The organism is Bradyrhizobium oropedii (assembly GCF_020889685.1).
Taxonomy (GTDB): Bacteria; Pseudomonadota; Alphaproteobacteria; order Rhizobiales; family Xanthobacteraceae; genus Bradyrhizobium; species Bradyrhizobium oropedii.
In genome coordinates this window covers 1-1,029 of the sequence record NZ_JACMYO010000452.1, presented here as the reverse complement: position 1 = coordinate 1,029, position 1,029 = coordinate 1, and the positions used below count along the sequence as shown (strand labels likewise).

At 61.1% G+C, this 1,029-nt stretch carries 1 protein-coding gene and 1 pseudogene; one reads left to right on the top strand and one right to left on the bottom strand.

Annotation, left to right across the window (positions count from 1 at the left end):
* Positions 1–385, top strand: a 385-nt coding sequence (locus H8A95_RS43225) for a transposase (protein WP_229188478.1), incomplete at its 5' end; no start/stop codon positions are given.
* A gap of 267 nt (positions 386–652) precedes the next feature.
* Here the strand turns inward: H8A95_RS43225 and H8A95_RS43220 are convergent.
* A pseudogene (locus H8A95_RS43220) lies at positions 653–1,029 on the bottom strand (IS66 family transposase); the annotation flags it as partial.

Below are 1,029 nucleotides of genomic sequence, written 5' to 3'. Positions count from 1 at the left end.
GACCATTCCGGGAATCGGCGCAATCTGCGCTACAGCGATAGAGGCCTTGGCGCCATCGGCGGAGACCTTTTCCAAGGGGCGAGATTTTGCGGCCTGGGTTGGTCTCACGCCCAAACAGACTTCCTCTGGAGGCAAGGATAGGCTCGGCAAAATCTCCAGGATGGGCCGGCGAGATCTCCGGCGCCTCCTTGTGCTTGGCGCGACCGCCGTTGTGCGATGGGCAAGACGCTATGGATCACCAGCAGGATCATGGTTGGCGAGAATGCTATCGAAGAAGCCACCAAAGCTGATCGCGGTCGATCTAGCGAACAAAATGGCGCGTATCGCCTGGGCCTTGATGGTCCGCGGTGGCGCTTACCAAGCTCCAGCGTCTGGCGCTGCTTAAACGCAAGGCCAGAAGCCGAGAGACGTCGGGAATGTGGTGAGGTCTAACGGAGGGTTATGGGCAATCGGTCAGGGACTGGGATTGGAAGAATCAACAGGTGGATGAGTGCCAGCGAGCACGCGTAGCCGAATTGGATCCAATCCACGCATTCCATAAGGGCCCGCGACGTGTCGAGGTCGCATCACGAGGCCGGACACACGTCAGCACCCGACCACATGCCTGTTCCGAAGTTATATTTTGCTTGCATTTACTGGGGCGTCCACACACATCCACCTGCAGAATGCCGGAAAAGCCCTTCAGTTGTCCGGCGATCTCCTCCGTGCCGCGGCCGTCAGCGAACACGTAGGCAACCGCCGGCGGCGAGGGGCCGCCCCATGGCCGGACATCCATGGCATGGGCCCAGAATTGGCAGATGCGGGTGCGATGTCGTCCGGGATCGATCACCGGCATTGGCGTCTCATCGCAGAACACGCGCGGCGAGGCCTGGATCGTGCGCAGCTGAAGCTCATAGAGGCTCCTGAGCTACCAGGCCGCACGCTTCACCCAGCCGGCCAGCGTCGCCCGGTCGAGATGGACACCCTGGCCGGCAAGAATTTGCACCTGTCGGTACAGCGGCAGATACCAGGCGAACTTCGAGACCACCA